The 18,089-nt window shown below is 38.4% G+C and carries 16 protein-coding genes and 1 tRNA gene; 10 read left to right on the forward strand and 7 right to left on the reverse strand.

Annotated elements, in window-relative coordinates:
* Positions 1–8: 8 nt before the first annotated feature.
* Complete coding sequence (gene epmB, locus AC6CHI_RS02685) at positions 9–1,025, reverse strand: EF-P beta-lysylation protein EpmB (RefSeq protein WP_498119320.1); 1,017 nt, start codon at positions 1,023–1,025, stop codon at positions 9–11.
* 90 nt (positions 1,026–1,115) lie between these two features.
* Between epmB and efp the strand changes: the two genes are divergently transcribed.
* Both efp and AC6CHI_RS02695 read left to right on the forward strand, forming a co-directional pair.
* The gene (efp, locus tag AC6CHI_RS02690) at positions 1,116–1,685 is read left to right on the forward strand and encodes an elongation factor P (RefSeq protein WP_458890651.1); all 570 of its coding nucleotides are present in this window, start codon (positions 1,116–1,118) and stop codon (positions 1,683–1,685) included.
* A gap of 1,055 nt (positions 1,686–2,740) precedes the next feature.
* Positions 2,741–2,977: a hypothetical protein gene (locus AC6CHI_RS02695; RefSeq protein ID WP_458890650.1), complete on the forward strand. Its 237-nt coding sequence runs from the start codon at positions 2,741–2,743 to the stop codon at positions 2,975–2,977.
* Positions 2,978–3,437: 460 nt separating this feature from the next.
* On the opposite strand, the gene AC6CHI_RS02700 is transcribed toward AC6CHI_RS02695, so the two are convergent.
* The 6 genes from AC6CHI_RS02700 to AC6CHI_RS02725 all read right to left on the reverse strand — a co-directional run bounded on the left by AC6CHI_RS02700 (position 3,438) and on the right by AC6CHI_RS02725 (position 7,833).
* Positions 3,438–3,680 (reverse strand): hypothetical protein, encoded by a 243-nt coding sequence (locus tag AC6CHI_RS02700; RefSeq protein WP_498119321.1) that lies wholly within the window; start codon positions 3,678–3,680, stop codon positions 3,438–3,440.
* Between the two features lie 84 nt (positions 3,681–3,764).
* Positions 3,765–4,013 (reverse strand): hypothetical protein, encoded by a 249-nt coding sequence (locus tag AC6CHI_RS02705; protein ID WP_498119322.1) that lies wholly within the window; start codon positions 4,011–4,013, stop codon positions 3,765–3,767.
* A gap of 418 nt (positions 4,014–4,431) precedes the next feature.
* Entirely contained in the window at positions 4,432–5,652 is a 1,221-nt protein-coding gene (locus AC6CHI_RS02710; RefSeq protein ID WP_498119323.1) for a glycosyltransferase family protein, read from the reverse strand.
* A gap of 27 nt (positions 5,653–5,679) precedes the next feature.
* Positions 5,680–6,453: an HAD-IIB family hydrolase gene (locus tag AC6CHI_RS02715; RefSeq protein ID WP_498119324.1), complete on the reverse strand. Its 774-nt coding sequence runs from the start codon at positions 6,451–6,453 to the stop codon at positions 5,680–5,682.
* 48 nt (positions 6,454–6,501) lie between these two features.
* Positions 6,502–7,209: a transglutaminase-like domain-containing protein gene (locus AC6CHI_RS02720; protein ID WP_498119325.1), complete on the reverse strand. Its 708-nt coding sequence runs from the start codon at positions 7,207–7,209 to the stop codon at positions 6,502–6,504.
* 204 nt (positions 7,210–7,413) lie between these two features.
* The gene (locus AC6CHI_RS02725; protein ID WP_142768280.1) at positions 7,414–7,833 is read right to left on the reverse strand and encodes a hypothetical protein; all 420 of its coding nucleotides are present in this window, start codon (positions 7,831–7,833) and stop codon (positions 7,414–7,416) included.
* 414 nt (positions 7,834–8,247) lie between these two features.
* Here AC6CHI_RS02725 and AC6CHI_RS02730 point away from each other — a divergent pair, with 414 nt between their 5' ends.
* The 8 genes from AC6CHI_RS02730 (at position 8,248) to AC6CHI_RS02765 (ending at position 17,286) form a co-directional block, all read left to right on the forward strand.
* The gene (locus AC6CHI_RS02730; protein ID WP_498119326.1) at positions 8,248–8,712 is read left to right on the forward strand and encodes a hypothetical protein; all 465 of its coding nucleotides are present in this window, start codon (positions 8,248–8,250) and stop codon (positions 8,710–8,712) included.
* Positions 8,713–8,817: 105 nt separating this feature from the next.
* On the forward strand, positions 8,818–9,210 hold the full coding sequence (locus tag AC6CHI_RS02735) for a hypothetical protein (RefSeq protein WP_498119327.1): 393 nt from the start codon (positions 8,818–8,820) through the stop codon (positions 9,208–9,210).
* 1,556 nt (positions 9,211–10,766) lie between these two features.
* Positions 10,767–12,869, forward strand: a complete 2,103-nt coding sequence (locus AC6CHI_RS02740; RefSeq protein ID WP_498119328.1) for a carbon starvation CstA family protein — start codon at positions 10,767–10,769, stop codon at positions 12,867–12,869.
* Positions 12,869–13,174 (forward strand): YbdD/YjiX family protein, encoded by a 306-nt coding sequence (locus tag AC6CHI_RS02745; RefSeq protein WP_498119411.1) that lies wholly within the window; start codon positions 12,869–12,871, stop codon positions 13,172–13,174. Before AC6CHI_RS02740 ends, AC6CHI_RS02745 begins: the two co-directional genes overlap by 1 nt.
* Positions 13,175–13,264: 90 nt before the next feature.
* A complete protein-coding gene (locus AC6CHI_RS02750; RefSeq protein WP_498119329.1) occupies positions 13,265–14,224 on the forward strand; it encodes an AAA family ATPase in 960 nt (319 codons plus the stop codon).
* Between the two features lie 20 nt (positions 14,225–14,244).
* A complete protein-coding gene (locus AC6CHI_RS02755; RefSeq protein WP_498119412.1) occupies positions 14,245–15,150 on the forward strand; it encodes a DUF58 domain-containing protein in 906 nt (301 codons plus the stop codon).
* Between the two features lie 15 nt (positions 15,151–15,165).
* Complete coding sequence (locus tag AC6CHI_RS02760) at positions 15,166–17,181, forward strand: transglutaminase TgpA family protein (RefSeq protein WP_498119413.1); 2,016 nt, start codon at positions 15,166–15,168, stop codon at positions 17,179–17,181.
* A gap of 28 nt (positions 17,182–17,209) precedes the next feature.
* A tRNA-Val gene (locus AC6CHI_RS02765) sits at positions 17,210–17,286 on the forward strand.
* Positions 17,287–18,089 lie beyond the last annotated feature (803 nt).

Raw genomic sequence — 18,089 nt, forward strand, 5'->3', positions numbered from 1 at the left:
TATTTAACTCAAAAAGTTGAAACTCCAAAAAGCGGTGTTTTATTTTTTTCGCCCGCAATTTCCCTCACAAGTTTAGGAACTAAATATCCTGGCAAGTTGGCTAAAACCTCTTTGTAAATCTCATCGATTTCATTTGCCATTAAATCAAAATGCTGCGCACCTTTCACTTTATCTAATACATGTAAATAATAAGGCATAACTCCAGCTTCAAATAGCCGATAACTTAAGTCGACTAAAATTTGTGCGGAATCATTCACTCCTTTTAACAAGACCGACTGATTTAAAACAGTAATTTGATGTTCTACCAACGATGCCAGTTGGCTGCAGGTGAAATCATCGAGCTCTGCTGCATGATTGGAGTGTACCACCAGAATAATGCGTAGCCTACTGTTTTTTAATAAAGAAACAAGCTCTTCATCGACGCGGTTGGGGATTACAATAGGAACCCGTGAATGAATTCTCAAAAATTTAATTTGACTGAGAGACTCTAAACGTTCAATCCATAATTTTAATTTACGATTGCTGAGGGTGAGGGGGTCACCGCCACTTAAAATCACTTCATTAATATCAGGTTGGCTTTGTATATAGCTCTGAATATTTAGCCAATCTTCATTTTTTGGCAGGTTTTCTTGGTAGGGAAAATGTCGACGAAAACAGTAACGACAATGAACCGCGCAAGCACCTGTCAGCGTCAGTAAAAATCTGGTTTTGTATTTATGCAGAACACCGGGTTGTTGATTGGCTTGTTCTTCGCCTAAAGGGTCGGTGACAAATTCTGGATGTTCGACCAGTTCCAAGTGATGGGGTAAAACTTGTAATAAAAGCGGATCTAAAACATCCCCAGTGTTCATTTTTCCGACGAACGCGCGTGGAACACGTAATTTGAACTGTTCAGAAGCTAAGATTGCCCCTGATAATAATTGGTCTGGAGATAACTGGAGCGTCCGAAGCAACTCTAAAGGGTCTGTTATTAAGTCACTCAGTTGAGATTGCCAGTTTTGCTCTTGATACAAATAGTTTATCATGCCACGTGTTAAAAATAGTGCTAGTCTAGCATTAATCGACTATTCTAGCATTAATAGATTTTAAGTTAGCAAGTTTGGAGTGTGCCAGTCATGGCCAATTATTCTACAAATGATTTCAAGCAAGGCCTTAAGGTAATGCTTGACGGTAACCCATGCTCAATCATGGAAAACGAATACGTTAAACCTGGTAAAGGTCAGGCGTTTAACCGTGTTAAATTACGTAACCTTAAAACAGGTAAAGTTCTAGAAAAAACATTCAAGTCAGGTGACTCACTTGAAGGTGCAGACATCGTAGAAGTAGAAATGAACTACTTATACAATGATGGCGAATTATGGAACTTTATGGATCCTGTAACTTTTGAGCAAATCTCTGCAGATAAAACTGCAATGGGTGATGCGGCAAAATGGTTAAAAGACGATTCTAACGAACTTTGCACCATCATGTTGTTTAATGGCGTGCCGTTAAACGTGAATGCACCAAACTTCGTTGTGTTAAAGATTGTTGAAACTGATCCAGGTGTACGTGGTGATACTTCTGGCGGTGGTGGTAAACCAGCGAAATTGGAAACTGGCGCAGTAGTGCGTGTTCCATTATTCGTACAGCAAGAAGAAAGCGTTCGTGTAGATACTCGTACTGGTGAGTATTTGGAACGCGCATAATAGTTTAAGCATAGACTATTATCAAAGGGATGATTTTGATCATCCCTTTTTTTATCTTTCATTTTTCCGATTTAAATATTTTCTCTCTCATTATTATTTTAAGTGTTATTGAATAAATTTTTTATCAGTACTTGTTCCTAAATAAAGGTTTTGAGCTTCTCAGGCTTAATAGACGAGTCTATGGGGAAATTCTAGTCGTTTAATAGGTTGTATGAAGGCAGGTGCTAACAATTTATCCATCTACATATGAATCTTTATCAATCAATTGCAGATTCAGCTTAATGTCTGACAATTCAGAGGATTAATTAGCATTAGCAGACAAACAGCGATCTGAAGATATACTAAAAAAGTAAATTAGCCCTGAAGATGATTTTTCATCGTAGTTGTTTTATTCCATCCCGTATTTTTTGTATTTCTGAATATGACAGGATGTCTTCTTTTGAATACATCGGAATGGATCAACGGCTAAAATGCTGGACTAACGATGATGAATCTACTTTGATAGGTCATGCAAGATAGTATCTAAGTGTTGTATGAAAAGAAAATATCTTTATGCAAGATTGTTTATTTAAAATTCAGATACATTCATTTTTTTTATTATTTAATTCAATGATTTTATTTATTAAATAAAATGATGAATTGGGAATGTAGGCGTATACTCTTGATCACATTAGTTTTGGGGATGTCCAAATGCTGTTCAAATTTGCTTTAAAATTTTTAGCTATCTTCCTATCAGTGCTGGTTCTAGGTGCAATTTTAATTAGTGTATTCTTTAATAAACCACCTGTTGAATTCTGGATTCTGCTCGTGCCAGTGTGCTTTGGGCTACCTGTCATTCTTTCTGTTTTGATTGCGGAAGATAAAACTTTAGAGATCCAATAAATCATACTGTTGCGGGATATGTAAGCAAATGGCTGTATCATATTCCGACTTTAGATACTTTGTGCGGCCCATCTGGAAAACAGGTGGGTTTTTAATTTTCGAATATTCTAGTTTTAGTCATCGTAATCAGGTACAAATATTTAAGTCTTAAAAAAGCCTGAGGGGAAAACTACATGAGTGACTTAAATTTAGATTTGATAGACCAGACCATTGATAAATATGCCAAGAAGAATAAGAAAATAAAAAAAATGCGCATCGGTTATAAGTTATATGACAAATTTATGGGTGATCCAAAATTTGCCGAAGAGGTTGTGAACTCTGCTTTAGATCCAGACAAGCGTTGTTATCGTGGTGTAAGAATTAAAATTACTCATGATGAATATGAGCTTACTTTTTTAATGAAAGACTAAGCTTAGACCATGCTATAAATATTTAGAAAATAATGAAAAATCACTTGATTGGTTATTCATTTTTATGCAAAATTGCGACAAATTTATCACGCTGGTCGTTTTCCAGAGTTCGGTCTGTATCTAATACTAGAACAGACCTTTTTTTATTACTGCTGCATTGTTCTGCATCAAAAAGATGCCATCTTGCGGCTTTAATACCCTTATTTTGATGATTTATTGATTGGGTTTTTTACATGGTTTCATTTTCAACTTTATGATGGTTCGGTATACAGAGCCAACCGCACTACTATAATAGAAGAGATGTACATATCTGGTCGAAAACAACGAAAGCGTCGTTTGAGTCAAGATGAAAAGAGCATGGTACAGCACGATAAGCGTAAAAATGCTATAAAGCATGTTGCAATGTAAAGCACTGCAAACCTATATAAAAATGCCCTCACTTGAGGGCATTTTTATTCAATTAGTGCGGCTTAGCATCTTCGCCAGCGGGATCTGCTGGGTTAGATTCTGTAGAGCTTTGTACTGGGGCTGTAGTGGGTTGCGTGGCAACTTTAGGTTCACGATTTGGCATATATTCTGGATCGCTCGACATTGCCAAATATAAAAAAGTAAAAAAGATCGCCGTGATAATTCCGACAATTGCAATAAATTTCCAACCTAAAACGGTTGATTCAGTGTCATTAGAAGAAGATGTGTTTTTCATAAAAAGCCCAAGTGGCCAAAAAGTAAAAAAAGCACCTCCTTATAGCATAAAATTGAATCAATTGAAAAATGACAGTACTACGGACTACTCATGAGGCTTCGGATTTATTTGAAGTAATGGGTTTTGTTTTGCATCATCTATGCAAGCTTTGAGTTGGTCGATACTGGCTAATTTTACACTGGCATCTGCATTGGAAAATTTGTTATCTAAAATATGATCCACGTAATCCAGTAAAATTTGGTCGAGATCATAACCATCTAATTTTAATAAATTTACAAGAGCAGCTAAGGTTGTTTCTGCAAGTTCTTGTTTGGAATAGGTCTCTACTGACATGATGTTCTCGTTGTAATTATATAAGGGTTTATATTAACAATTTTATTCATCAAAAACCTCAGCTTCCCGCCAAAATTCCCCATGTTTTCTTGCCAAGTAGCCTTGAGCACTGACTCGATCAATAAATGTCATTGCATGATCATGATCTTTCACTCATGTATAACTTGTCGTAAATTGAGTATCAATCTCTGAAGGCTCCCAATGATTATCATGTTAGACAATGTTTTGACTTAATAAATATAAGCTTTCTTCTTGATATACCACATAAAAAAATTTATCAATGAATAGATTGGATTGCTAAAGGAGGTTTAGGAGAGGGCATCAGAATGAAAAAATAGTGTTGAGTTTTTTATGCGTATTCTTATTTAAATGCATTCTAATTAAACTGTATTTGTTTACACTTTTAATGCTTAAAAGCTTAGACACTTCCGAGATTGTCCTGTTCAACGGCCTGATAGATTTCTTCAAAGATATTTGGGAATGCGGACTGTACTCTATTCCAACTTGGAATGAAGGGTTGATCATTGGGTCTGTCTATAAATGCCTGACCAGCTTCTAAAATGGATTGGGTAAATAACTCAACCGCAATCTCTTCAACATTCTGATCGAATGTCAGCCCATTCATTACGGCATCATGATGATAAATTTCTATCATATCTAAGGCACTCCGATAATAGGTTGCTTTCAAGACTCGAAATGAGTCGCTGGTCACATTCACACCCAATATCGCCAATTTACGTAATAACGATAAAATTATGTCCTGACTCATGCGTTTTAAGCCGCCAGTGCCATCCTCCTGTGTTAATAGCTGGTGCTTATGTTCATAGTTATCCAGAATTTCGATTTGGCAGCTGCGCTTCGGGCTGTAATTTCGATAAATTTCCGACAATATTCCAATCTCAAGCCCCCAGTCTGAAGGGATTTTAATGTTGTTCAGGACTCGGGTACGCATTGCAAACTCACCAGATAATGCATAGCGAAAATGGGACAAATACGTAAGGAAATCATGATGACCATATACCAGCTGTAATGAGTGTAATAGGGGACCCACAAGTAATCGGCAAACACGCCCATTAAGTTTATCTTGCGCTATACGAGAATAATAACCTTTGCAAAAAATGTACTGGAAAGAAGGGTTGGCAACAGGGTAAATCAGCCGTGCTAGTAAAGAGCGGTCGTAGGTTAAAATGTCACAATCATGCAAAGCTACGCAGTCGGTTCGATCAGATGCTAGGTTATAGCCCATACAAAACCAGACATTGCGCCCTTTACCAGCTTCTAGGGGAGCAAGTCCTTTCTCCTTTAATTTTTCATCAATTGCTTTTAAACGAGGACCATCATTCCATAAAATACGAAGGCGTTGCGGTAGTCGTCCAAAAAACGCTTTTGCATATAAAAATTGCTCCCGATCCGCCCGATCTAGCCCAATAACAATTTCTTCTAAATAAGGCACTTTGGTGAGTTCATTGATAATGTGATTTAAGGCGGGTCCGTCAAGTTCACTAAATAAGGAGGGTAAAATTAAGCCCATTTTTCGGCGTTTTGAAAAAGTCAGTAATTCTTGTTCTAGGTCTTCTACAGGACGACGGGTAAGATTGTGAAAGTTGCTAAACATTCCATTTTGATGAAAATCAGACATATAGCCCTCCTTTTTAAAAGTACATTGCTATAGTAAAAAATGTCGAATACCTTCACACCATCCTTGGGGACCTTGATATTGACTATGATAAATATTGTGCGTGTCTTTACGGTTTAACCGCATCGTTTTGTCTAAGGCAGAACAAATAATGACTGCATAATCAGTTAGCTCTAAAAAAGATAAGTCATTCGGACTGTCACCCAGACCAATTGTTTTCCACGCTCTCTGTTGTTGCAGCTCGTGTTGTATAAATGCGTTGAATGCTGCACCTTTATGACTGCCAGCATTCATCACATGCCAAAAGCGACCACCTTGAATCAAATCCAGTTGCTTTGAAGCCAATAATTGCTGAAAGAGCGCAAAATTCTCAGCGGTGTCTTTCCACAAAATAGGTTCAGATGCGATACGTTCTTGCGAAAATCGTGCCTGTTCAAGGCTTAACCCTGTTAACTGTATAATTTGATTAGTGTTAACATCATGAAATCCAAGGAATTGAAAACCATAAGTTGTTCTCATCTGAGTTAATATTTCTGTAATTTGAGGATAACTTAGACCAGTCGCAGCATTCGAAATAATCTGGATCTCATGATTGATGGACAATATTGCACCATTTTCCGCAATATAGGGCTGACCCAGTAAGCCCATTTGCTTGTGCAAGGTCTCTATCTCGGATTGGGTCTTGCTGGTACAAAACACAATCGGAATGGCTTTATTTTTTAACTGGCACAGACAGGGTTCTGCTGCGACCCAATCATAATGACGATGATCGAGTAATGAACCATCTAGATCAGTGATGATCATCAATGCTGTTTCATGTCGATTGGTCGTTTTTATAATGAAAATCCTCTGTTAGGTTATTTTTGTGGATCGAATCGTATTAACATTTTTATTCATAGAATGCCTGATCCAATTTCTAAAAAGTACGCCCTTTAAGTAACTAAATTCTTGCTGATGAGTTTTGTAGAAATCATCTGGGCTATCAAACAATCCAAAATCTTGATTAATCCCTTTGTCTTGAATGTAGGTATTGCTGAGATTCCAATCTATAGGTGGATGATCAAAATGCTCTGTGAACACACCAAAACCACAAAATAGGTTTGAAGTACTTTTATTCATTTTTTGAAGTTGTGCTAAGTATGGTTTATCTAGAATGACACCTTCCAGAATGTACCAGTTGTCATGCACAAAGACTTCGACCCAGCTATGCAGAATATTATCTGGTGAAAGTGCGTACCAGAGTCCATCAAGTGCACCTTTCTGTAATTTCTTATCGATAGTGAAGCCGTGTAGACGATTAGGAATGCCTACAGCTCTTAATAGTGCCATCAATAAGGTGGCTTTGGTATTACATTGTCCATAGCCATCGGTTAATACTTGCGATGCTTTGATTGCGTCACTGGTGTTATAGCCGAACTTAATATCATCCCGCACAAAGTTATAAATTTGTTTTACTTTTTCCACCTCATTCAGTTGATTCCATTTTTTCTGATGAATAAGCTCTTTTATTCGCGGATGCTGAAAGTCTAAAAGGGGAGTTACTTTCCGGTATTTTTCCAAAGTGATTTCTCATTCTAAAGTCAGTCCTTAGATTAAAAACTATGGACTAAGACTTAGGTCAACATGAAAAGTAGAATAAGAATTTATGTGAGACTATTTGTAGTCTGAATCTTTTTATGCAGGGCTATGGTTTTAAGCAGTTACATTGGAAATTAAGGGAAGAGAATTTTATGGCAAAGGCTCTCAATGAGAGCCTTAAAGCTTTCATGACTCGCAAAGTTCTGTGCATGCACAGCCTATCGCATCGACAAAATGCCAGAAACATATATCTGCCGTAAGGTTTTGTGGCTTGTTCACAATGGTGATATCAAATAATCGGGCGGAATTAATTTCTATTCCATTGTCATCACCACCTAGAAATTTAACTTTACCTTCGGTAGCGACATCGATGGAAACAACGGATGGAGAACCATAACCTAAGTCATTGAGTGCAGCAAAGGGTTCAAAGATATGTATTATTTTTTTATTGCGATCTACTTGAACCGATATAGAGTCATTACTACTACTGTCGATTAATCCATTAATTACATGCTTTAAGTATAAAAAATCATTCTCTTCAAATGATTTTGCCCATGTAATTGAGTTTAAGGCCGTTATTCTGTCTTGATCTATAATTTCAGGCATTGTAATTCCTTATACCATTCTGAAAGCGATGAAGTAATTATTTAGGGAAGGGAATTGTTCTACAGTTCTTATTCATGGCACTGATCTATGTCCACTTTTTATATTTGTGATTCTTGTAATCATCTCATCATCATTTAACTCCTTTACTTACGGCTTTAGCGTTAAGCAAAACTCTCCATTTTTGCTCAGTCGCTTAGATGCTTACAGTCCAGTAAAAACGGGATTTTCCAAAGTCAGGAGTTCAACCATAACGGGTTGCTGGCTGAGCGTCAATTTCAAAGATGCTCAAATAAGCATCTATATGGGATGGCCCAATCAGCCATAATTTTTGATTTTTACAAATGTGAAACTATCTATACAATGATGTTTTTTAGCCGATTTATTGGCTTTTTATTTTATCTCAGGGATAGTTTCATGAAAGGCTTAATCAAAAATACCTTGGCAATTTTGCCAGCTTTATTCATTTCAACGCATTTGTTTGCGCAAGAAAAGTGTCAAATTGCCTACATTACCAATCAAGAACTGGACAATATGATTATGGATAGAGGGCTTGAACTAGAAGATTACGACAAGACGTGTGCATTGTTGAAAGCAGCCAATGCCACGATTGATATTCAGTATGCTTATCAAATTACACCACATCAAACTTCTGCCTCAGCATCTATTCGTTTGCTGGCGAATGAGTATTTGGAGCAAGATGTCGCTGTATATTCAACAGCGGATAACTGGATGACTTATGATACTGAGCGTACCTCTAAAGCTCAAAAAGATGTTTTATATGATGTTGCCATGATTGGGATTGATGATATTAAACAAGATGCGGTAGATAGTTTGAATGAGCAACGCGCTAAATTTAAGGCTTACAAAGTAAAGAAATAAATCACATTTCAGCCGAAGAAGATTAAGCTTCGGCTATCATCAGTACTTAAATAATTAGTAGATTATTGGGGAGAGCTAGCCATTAAACCTCAAATATATATGATCATGCTGCTGAGTTTTAGCATTATTGCACTTGCGCTGTATTTTACATTTAAGCCCCTGAGCAGAAAAATTTATATTAAGGACTTGGCGCCTGCTGAAATGACAATGCTACATCGTCCAGATGAAAGACCTCACAATCTACAGGGAGATGAGAGAATTGTGATGCTACTTGATAGTTTTATGCGCCAGTGTCATGCAGCAACTTATTTAGAGACAAAGGCGCAGCCAGATTTTCACTTTGTCTTTGAAAATGACGAGCGGATAGTCTCGTATATGATTTATCAGATTGATGAAGACAATTTTCAGCTGCTGACTAACCAGCAAGTGAAAGATTCAATCTGGGGTGGGGTTAGGGCTCTTTCTTATGAGTGTGATCAAAAACCCTTATCTATTTGATAGATTTCAATATTTTTAACGCCTGCGGAATGTCTAGATTAGAGATACGATTTACTCTATAAATGCATCTAGTGGACAGTGTGCTACTAACCAATACATAAATATGGTGAGGTGATCTGTAAACTAAGCCTCTAAGATTGCTTTTGCTGTCCATGACCATTGTATAACTGGTGCTATCGCCATAGAGTGGTTTATAGCGGAATTAGAGAAGCTTTTTTAAGAAAGCAGTCCGAAGTTTATCAATAGCAAAGCAAGAATAAACGATAGGGGTCAACCTATATTTCATAACTTAGCACGCCTTATGGAATATCGAAGATTTATTCAATTCAACTAGAATCTCTATAAGTTCAGATGATTAATTATGAGTCAACTTCATATACTAAAACCAAGTAATACAACGGTAATCAAGGCAATCAAACCGCATAGCATCCATAAGCCAATAGCAAGAAATAAAGATATAAAAAATTTCCTAAAAATTGAAAGCTTATAGTGTTCTAAGCTCCATGCTACCGATATACAAACTGCAATAAAACACACTAGTCCGATCAATCTTGAATATGTGAAACTAAGATCTTTAATTTTATTTAGATCAGTAGTGATATAAGCAATATTGGAAATTATCCAGCCAATAGAAAGAATAATAAATACAAGTAAAAATCTGAACCATTTTTTGTGAATTAAGCTCATTCTAAGCTTCTCTTTTCTCTAATTATTGTGTTCTAGCAAACATGTGGTTAGCTTTAATTCTAGACAGAGAATCCATAAATCATCTGTGGTATTACCTGTAAAAAAGAGCAGACTAAAACGACTAATAAGAGAAGTCTATCTTTTTTCATTAAGGTGTGATGTATGGTTTTGAATACGTCTGATGATGTAACTGCTTTTACATCTTTATCGCCTATAAGCTTGTAAATGTCGTACATGCAACTTGTCTATAATTACACAATACCGGTGAGATTTGTTAGCCTTTTTCATCTTGGCAGACTCCTGAATAATCCGCTTAAAAGTATTTGTACGAGTATTTTCAGCACCTACTTTTTTTTCTGCACAATGAGTGATAGGGTTAATGTTATCAACAAGCAAAGCCTTTGCTTCATCACACTTTTTAGGCTACAGCTCATCCAATGAGGGGGATAATGATCAAATCAAAGGATTTGGGGTCACAGTCTCGGAAAGTAGAGCGCTAGGGTTTGTCCAGCGTTGAATGGGCGTTTAAATGCTATCGATCTAAATCAGAAAGACCTATATCTGGGGGGCTTTAAAGAGCGAAGTTTAGCATCACTCAGTTTGATGAAATGAGTATAAGAATATCTAATCATCCATTGGGGGCTTGACGGAAATGCCAGCAACTTGCTAATGCGGTTTATAAGACATGTAGCTCAAAATATTTTTAAAGCTTGGTCAAGATTTACTTTAAAAATAATATGATTAATCAATCTTTTTTATGCCAAAGTCGTAGAGGAATACCAAAGTATAAGGAGTAGAGTAAATAAGGAATTCGGCAGACAACGCGAATAAGAATACAAACTGCTTAACGAATCTGAATGAGGTTATGAATGGATACGATTCAACAAAAATCTACGCTCCCCTCAAAACTTGTCTGGAGTTTAGTCGCGATTATAGGCGCGGTGTCTTTTGGAATATTAGCGGTTAGTCGTGGAGAGCATGTCAATGCAGTTTGGCTGGTCTTGGCTGCCATCTGTGTATATAGCATTGCTTATCGCTTTTATAGTCTTTTTATTGCAACCAAAATTTTTGAACTGAATCCGAAGCGATTAACACCAGCACATCGCTTGGCGGATGGTTTAGATTATGTCCCGACCAATAAATATGTATTGTTCGGACACCATTTTGCAGCAATTGCAGGTGCGGGACCCTTAGTTGGCCCTATTCTGGCTGCACAGATGGGTTATCTGCCGGGTACGCTCTGGTTATTGATCGGGGTGGTGTTTGCAGGTGCAGTGCAAGACTTCTTGGTGTTGTTTATTTCTACCCGTAGGGATGGACGTTCACTGGGTGAAATGGCAAAACAGGAACTGGGTGCTTTCGCTGGGATCGTCGTTATGCTTGGGGCACTGGGCGTGATGATCATTATCTTGGCCGTCCTTGCACTGGTTGTTGTGAAAGCATTAGCGCATAGCCCTTGGGGTGTTTTCAGTATTGCTGCCACCATTCCAATCGCCCTGTTTATGGGGGTGTATATGCGTTATCTGCGCCCTGGAAAAATTGCAGAAGTTTCGATCATTGGTTTTGTACTGATGATGATGGCAATTGTCTATGGGGGCAATGTTGCAGCAGATCCTTATTGGGGGCCTTTCTTTACCCTAACAGGGACTCAGCTCACATGGTGTTTAATCATTTACGGTTTTATTGCTTCTGTACTGCCAGTATGGTTGTTACTTGCGCCACGTGATTATCTGTCTACCTTCCTTAAAATTGGGGTAATTGCAGGCTTGGCTGTCGGTATTATGATTGCAATGCCAATGTTGAAAATGCCATCTGTAACACATTTTATTGATGGGACAGGTCCAGTATTTTCAGGCAGTTTATTTCCCTTCTTATTCATTACCATTGCCTGTGGTGCTATTTCAGGTTTCCATGCCTTAGTATCGAGTGGGACATCACCGAAACTGGTCGAGAATGAAGTCGATATTCGTATGATTGGTTATGGTGGTATGTTGATGGAATCTTTCGTTGCCATCATGGCAATGATTTGTGCCACTGTGCTTGATCCAGGGATTTATTTCGCCATTAATGCGCCATCGGCAGTCTTAGGTACTACGGTTGAGTCTGCAGCAGAAGCCGTTCGAAATTTGGGTTTCGTGGTGACACCTGAAACTTTAAGCTTATTGGCACAGGAAGTTGGCGAATCGACAATTCTATCCCGTACAGGTGGTGCACCAACTTTTGCGATTGGTATGGCACACATCATTTCGGAAATTTTCAATAACCGCTCCATGATGGCATTCTGGTATCACTTTGCCATTTTATTTGAAGCCTTATTTATTTTAACAGCAGTTGATGCGGGTACACGTGCTTGTCGCTTTATGGTGCAAGACACCGTAGGGATTGTCATTCCAGCAATCAAACACTCAGGTTCTTTCTTCGGAAACGTCTTGGGAACAGTTGTTGCTGTTGGTGGCTGGGGCTTCTTCGTCTATCAAGGTGTGGTCGATCCATTGGGCGGGGTGAACTCCTTATGGCCACTGTTTGGTGTGGGTAACCAGATGTTGGCTGCCATGGCACTCATTTTGGGTACGGTTATCTTATTTAAGATGAAGAAAGAAAAGTATGTCTGGGTCACGATTATCCCGACGATTTTCTTACTGATTACCTGTATGGTTGCGGGTTGGCAAAAGATTTTCCACGAAAATCCAAAAATCGGATTCTTGGCACAAGCCAATCGTTTCTCTGATTCAATGGCGCGTGGTGAGATTTTGGCACCAGCGAAAACTGTGTCGGAAATGCAAACCGTAATTATGTCGAATCAGATTAATGCAGCGTTATGTGGCTTCTTTATGATTGTGGCAGTGGTGATGGTGATCGCTTCAATTGGCATAGTCCGTCGTGCTTTAGCCAGCAAAGTGCCAACCGTGAACGAAGCACCAGCAGTCTATGCAGATGAAAATGCCTCTACAGCAACATCAAGAGGTGAATAATCATGGAATTGAAAATCGCTAAAAATGGTAAAGCCATGATTGTTAAAATCATCAAGATGACCATCATGTCACAGAAAGATCTTATTCTTAATCCTAAGAACTGGTCACGTATTGCCACTTTATGGCAGCGTTTGCAGCAGAGCTTTCGTTTGATGGTGGGTGTACCTGATTACAATCATTATCTGGAACACATGAAAAAGCATCATCCTGATTTGACCCCTATGGATGCCAAGACGTTTTATCGTTATTGTGTAGATGCACGTTATCCGAGTGCGGGCGGTAATTTAAAGAAATGCCCATGTTAAGCAAGTGTTAGAAAATTATTGATTCCTTTGGGAAAAATTGAAAAACGGTGTATGTTAATCATGTGCCGTTTTTTATTTAGGGAAATATTTGTGATTTGGGCAAAGCAAAAAGCTGAACAGCAATTACCACAAGATACACATAAAATTGATGCCAATATTCAAGCCTATGCCAGTAAAATTCAGCAGTTTTTAACGCAAATCAATCGAATTATTTTAGATAAAGAACACCAAACACAATTGGCGCTTTGCTGCCTATTCGCTGGCGGGCATGTGTTATTTGAAGATTTGCCAGGTTTAGGCAAAACCACATTATCCAGTGCGCTCGCCCATCTAGCAGGACTACAATTTCAACGGATTCAATTTACCAATGATATGTTAGCCAGCGACATTATTGGGGTGAATATGTTTAATCAAAAAGAACATGTTTTTGAGTTCAAGCAAGGCCCCATTTTTACGCAAATTTTACTGGCAGATGAAATCAATCGCTGTAGCCCAAAAACGCAAAGTGCCTTACTGGAGGCGATGGAGGAGGGTGCGGTGACCGTTGATGGTTATCGTTATACTTTACCTCAACCCTTCTGGGTGATTGCGACACAAAACCCGCTTTTTCAAAGTGGGACTTATGCCTTGCCTGAATCGCAGCTAGATCGGTTTTTAATGCGGCTCTCTCTCGGTTATCCGTCGCGTTCAGCAGAAAAATTGTTATTACAACAAGATTCGCGGCAGGTTTTGATTTCATCTTTAGCGCAAGTTTTCGAACCACACGAAATTATAGAATTGCAGCATTTAGTGCAACAGGTATTTGTGGGTGAGGTCGTGATGGATTATCTGTTGGATTTAGCCCAAGAAAGTCGTAAAGGGCGACATGGCTTATCGACGCGAGGGCTGTTGGCGCTAAAGAAAGCCGCCCAAGCTCACGCTTTAATTGAGCAAAGAAGTTTTGTGACTGCTGATGATGTCCAAGCGGTTTTTGTCGCCGTTACCGCGCATCGGATTGGGTTAAGTGACGCTGAAACTGCGCAAATGATGCGTAACATTCGTGTCAGCTAAGCTGAAGGATAGAAATTGTGATTCAGTCCGTATGGCAAAAATGGGCCAAGAAAAGGTTTAGTCTGGAGACAGCAAAAACTTTAAGCCAAAAGGATGTGTTGGTTTTTATCTACCAACAAGGTTTTTTATATCTGGTGTTGATTTTAATTACCTTTATTGCTGGGGTGAACTACGCCAATAACTTAATTTTAGGTTTTTGCTTTTTAATCAGCGCTATTTTATGTATTAGTTTTTACATTACATTTAAGCAGTTGCATGGTTTACAAATCGAATTGCGTTTTGCAGAAGTTGGACAAGTGGGTCAACCGCTGCTGTTACAGTTATATTTTAAACAACCTCAAGCCCAAGCCCGTTATCTTTGGATTAAAACCGATCAACATCTTGAGCAAGTCTTATTTAACGAGCTACAACATTGCTATACCCTTGAATTTGTCCCCTCTAAGCGGGGAATGTTTCACTATCCGCGCATTCAGCTGTTTTCTGTTTATCCCTTTGGTTTAGTTAGGGCGTGGAGTTATTTGTATTTACAAAAATATTCGTGGGTTGCACCGCAGGCGCAGGATTTACGAACAGAACAGCAGCAGACCAAGCACAGTCAGCAGTTAGATTGGGATGAATTTCGTGAACTGCGTGATTTTAAAACAGGTGATTCCCTCCAGTCGATTTCATGGAAGCAAGTGGCGAGAGGACAAGGGCTCTACGTTAAAGTTTTTGAACAGCATGATGAGCAACAGCATGTACAGATCAATTATCAACAAATGCCGAGCCCTGAACATGAAGAAAAACTTCGCATGATGATGGGGTTGATTGAGCAATGTGAACAACAGCAATGTGCTTTTAGTTTAGTGTTGCCCTATGCCGAGCTGGAAACTGGAGTAGGAACGCAGCAGATGTTAAAAGCAAAATTATTATTGGCGCAGGCGTAGCCCATGAAAACCAGTATGACACATGGAGTTAAAACTGCCATTTTACTCAGCCTGTGCTTAATTTTATTGGCACAAGCTCTATATTTACCGATTGCTCTAACTGGGCTACTTTTTGTAGCACTGGTCACGCTGTATGTGCATTTCAGAAAAACGGCCGTACAGCCTTTTGCAAAATTATGGATTGGTTTGGGAGTGGTGGCTGCACTGGCCAGTATTTATTTGCAGTATCAGACTTTTTTAGGTGTAGAAGCGGGTGTTGCCGTTTTAACGACTTTTTTATTTGCCAAAGCCTTAGAAATAAAAAATAGCCGTGATGTGATTATTGTTTTTAATTTTGCTTTATTTGTCAGTGCCAGTTCGTTTTTATTTAGCCAGTCGGTTTGGATGGCTCTGCTAATATTTTTCTGTTTAACCAGTAGTTTAATTGGATTATACCGTCTTCAAATTGCAGGATTTATGCATTCTTCGGTTGAAAAAACCAGTTTTCGACATGATGTGCAACATGTTGTGAAATTTATTGGCTATGCATTGCCATTTTTTATTCTGCTTTTTTTATTCTTCCCACGCTTACCTCCATTATGGCACATTCCTGTACCTGAAAATAAAGCGGTCACGGGGATGAGTGATCGCATGTCACCCGGTGATATTGCACAGCTTTCACAATCAAGTGCTTTGGCATTTCGTATCTTAGGCGATATGTCCAAACTGCCACCACGCTCACAACTTTATTGGCGCGCCATGGTGCTTGATCAATATGATGGTCAGACATGGACCAGCAGTCCTCGTAATCAACTCTCGATGCCCATTGCACATCAAGCGGTATGGGCTCAGCAACCGAAGTTTGCTTATCAATATTTAGCGGCCAATCCGCAACAAAGCTGGATTACAGGGTTGGAACAATCCGTTGTTACGGATCCACAATATGCACTGAAATACGATGGAAGTATTCGACCTGTTCGGGCGATTCAATCTAACCAGCCGATTCGTTTGCAGTGGGTGGGGGCAGGACATTTGAATGACAATGTTCAGGAACATCCCTTGAGTGTAAAACGATGGACTGAATACCCAGCGCAACTCGATCTTCAAGCTCAAAGCTTTGCTCGAAAATTGTTTGAGCAGTCTAATCGAGATCCCGAACGCTATATGCAGAATCTGATTGGTTGGTATCAAGCTCAGCATTTTGCTTATACCTTGCAGCCTGGTGTATTGGGGCAAAATCGAATTGATGAGTTTCTATTTCAATCCAAACAGGGTTTTTGTGAACATTATGCTTCCAGTTTTGCCTTGTTAATGCGTTATGTGGGGATTCCTGCGCGGGTGGTAGTCGGCTATCAGGGGGGCGAATTGGCACCCGATGCCAAAAGTTGGGAAGTACGACAACTTGATGCACATGCTTGGACAGAGGTGAAATTAAAGCAACAATGGATTCGGGTTGATCCGACAGCAATAATTGCGCCTAATCGAATTGATACGGGCATGCAAAATTTAATGGATACTGATCAAGATATCTGGGGTGAGCAACGTTCGAATTTGAATCATCAGCAATATGCTTTACTCAAAAAAATAAGAGTTTGGAGTGATTACGCGAGTTATCAATGGCAAAGTAAAGTGGTTGGTTATAATGCTGAATCACAGCAAAGTTGGTTGAATAAAATAGGCATTCACTCAACTTATACGATGGTTCTTGTTTTAATAATAAGTATCTCTTTAGTTCTTGCTGCATATTTTGTCTTTATTTTTTATCGTAAATGGCAAACTACGTCTGATGTTGAACGTTTAATTGAACGGTTTTCTAAAGGATTACAACTGGAATGGCGTAAACAAGAGACAGAAACGGTTGCAGTTTGGATGCTACGGCTTGCCGAGAACATGGAAAAGCATGAAGCTGATTTCTTTGAAAAGGTTGCTGAGTTACATCAGAAGATTGTTTATGCCCCTCAATATGATATGAAAGATATGATGCAATTCAAGAAAATGCTTAAAACTTGTACATCTGTGTTGAGGGAAAACAGAAAGCACTTGTCGAAGTAAAAAAAAATGAATATTATGCGTGGCATATAGGCGTATAGCTCAGTTGGTTAGAGCGCTACGTTGACATCGTAGAGGTCTCCAGTTCGAGTCTGGATATGCCTACCAAATATAGCTGTTAATTCAGCAACTTAAAGCCCACTTCAAAAGTGGGCTTTTTGTTTTCGGGGAACTTTCGCGGTATTTTCGGGGAATGAAATATTTTCCTACTGTTAATAACTCGCCCATTTAAATTTAAAAACGATGACTAACGGTAGCTAAATAAAAAATTAAATTACGTATAACGTGTATTATATTAATTTTAGAATAAGTTAAAGACTTTCTAATAACTATGGATTTACAAAGTTTAAACAATTTCATAATGTCATTTGATCAATTTCCAATACATTGGAGATTTGACGATGATTCTTATAATCAGCTTAATCAGATACATTTAGATCAAATAAAGCCTATGACTCCACAGGCTTCAAATTTCCTTTGGAATTATAGTTCTGAAATTACTAAAAACTTGATGAAAAAAAGAATTTTAATTGTTTTAGAGAAATTTATGCCGAAGATAAAACAATCAAAAAATGGTTATTTCGTACAGGGTTAGCTTTTCAAAAAGATATTTATGTCGTTTGGCAACCTGATATTGCTGTTAGTACTAACTGGAAAATTTTCGTAAAATTTTTCGATGATTTTTATTACTCTTCTGATGAGATGTCAATTTTTGATAATAGCCTAAATTGGGGACTATACATTCATCATGGAAGAGTAGTTTTTGGTTCTAATATCCATGATTAGTATCCCATTTAACATTATGGCAATGATACAAAATTTTTTAAATTGGGTTAAATGTACCAAAGCTGATTATCCATGTAATGAAAGAAAGCATCAGCTTTGGTATGACTAACGGTAGCTTAATAAAT

This window comes from Acinetobacter sp. GQ146, from assembly GCF_059758585.1.

Coding starts and splice junctions, on each gene's coding strand:
- AC6CHI_RS02760 (WP_498119413.1), top strand. CDS start 15,166: ATGACACATGGAGTTAAAACTGCCATTTTACTCAGCCTGTGCTTAATT.
- AC6CHI_RS02710 (WP_498119323.1), bottom strand. CDS start 5,652: ATGTCTGATTTTCATCAAAATGGAATGTTTAGCAACTTTCACAATCTT.
- AC6CHI_RS02700 (WP_498119321.1), bottom strand. CDS start 3,680: ATGAAAAACACATCTTCTTCTAATGACACTGAATCAACCGTTTTAGGT.
- AC6CHI_RS02735 (WP_498119327.1), top strand. CDS start 8,818: ATGCTGCTGAGTTTTAGCATTATTGCACTTGCGCTGTATTTTACATTT.
- AC6CHI_RS02740 (WP_498119328.1), top strand. CDS start 10,767: ATGGATACGATTCAACAAAAATCTACGCTCCCCTCAAAACTTGTCTGG.
- AC6CHI_RS02725 (WP_142768280.1), bottom strand. CDS start 7,833: ATGCCTGAAATTATAGATCAAGACAGAATAACGGCCTTAAACTCAATT.
- epmB (WP_498119320.1), bottom strand. CDS start 1,025: ATGATAAACTATTTGTATCAAGAGCAAAACTGGCAATCTCAACTGAGT.
- AC6CHI_RS02695 (WP_458890650.1), top strand. CDS start 2,741: ATGAGTGACTTAAATTTAGATTTGATAGACCAGACCATTGATAAATAT.
- AC6CHI_RS02715 (WP_498119324.1), bottom strand. CDS start 6,453: ATGATCATCACTGATCTAGATGGTTCATTACTCGATCATCGTCATTAT.
- efp (WP_458890651.1), top strand. CDS start 1,116: ATGGCCAATTATTCTACAAATGATTTCAAGCAAGGCCTTAAGGTAATG.
- AC6CHI_RS02730 (WP_498119326.1), top strand. CDS start 8,248: ATGAAAGGCTTAATCAAAAATACCTTGGCAATTTTGCCAGCTTTATTC.
- AC6CHI_RS02705 (WP_498119322.1), bottom strand. CDS start 4,013: ATGTCAGTAGAGACCTATTCCAAACAAGAACTTGCAGAAACAACCTTA.